This is a genomic window from Cellulomonas humilata (genome assembly GCF_013359775.1).
Taxonomy (GTDB): Bacteria; Actinomycetota; Actinomycetes; order Actinomycetales; family Cellulomonadaceae; genus Cellulomonas; species Cellulomonas humilata.
The window spans coordinates 1-647 of record NZ_JABMCI010000015.1; the positions used below are offsets into that span (position 1 = coordinate 1).

General features: G+C 70.9%; 1 protein-coding gene. It reads right to left on the bottom strand.

Translation table 11 applies throughout. The features are described from left to right. A partial coding sequence (locus tag HP550_RS00070; RefSeq protein WP_246280316.1) for a methyl-accepting chemotaxis protein occupies positions 1 to 647 on the bottom strand: 647 nt, incomplete at both ends.

Below are 647 nucleotides of genomic sequence, written 5' to 3' on the forward strand. Positions count from 1 at the left end.
CGGGTGCGCAGGTCGGTGGACAGGCGGGCGAGCTCGCCCACGGCCTGACCCATCTGACCGAGCACCTCCGAGGACGACGCCGCCGACGAGGCGACCCCGCCGATGTTCACCGCGATCTCCCCCGACCCCGTCGCCGCCTCCGCCACACCCCGCGACATCTCGTTCGTCGTGGCCGTCTGCTCCTCGACCGCCGAGGCGATCGTCAGCTGGTAGTCGTTGATCGAGGCGATGATCGCCGCGATCTGCCCGATCGCCGCCACCGCCCCCGTGGTGTCCGCCTGAATGGCCTCCACCCGCCGCGCGATGTCCTCCGTGGCCCGCGCCGTCTCCGAGGCCAGCTCCTTGACCTCCCCGGCCACCACCGCGAACCCCTTGCCCGCCTCACCCGCACGAGCCGCCTCGATCGTGGCGTTCAACGCCAACAAGTTCGTCTGCTCCGCGATGCTCGTGATCGTCTTGACCACGTTCCCGATCTGCTGGCTCGACTCCCCCAACCGCGCCACCTGATCGTTCGCCGACTCCGCCGCCGCCGTCGCCTGACCCGCCACCTTCGCCGCCAGGTTCGCGTTCTGCGCGATCTCCCGGATCGAGGCACCCATCTGCTCCGCACCCGCCGCCACCGCCTGCACGTTGCGAGACACCTGCTC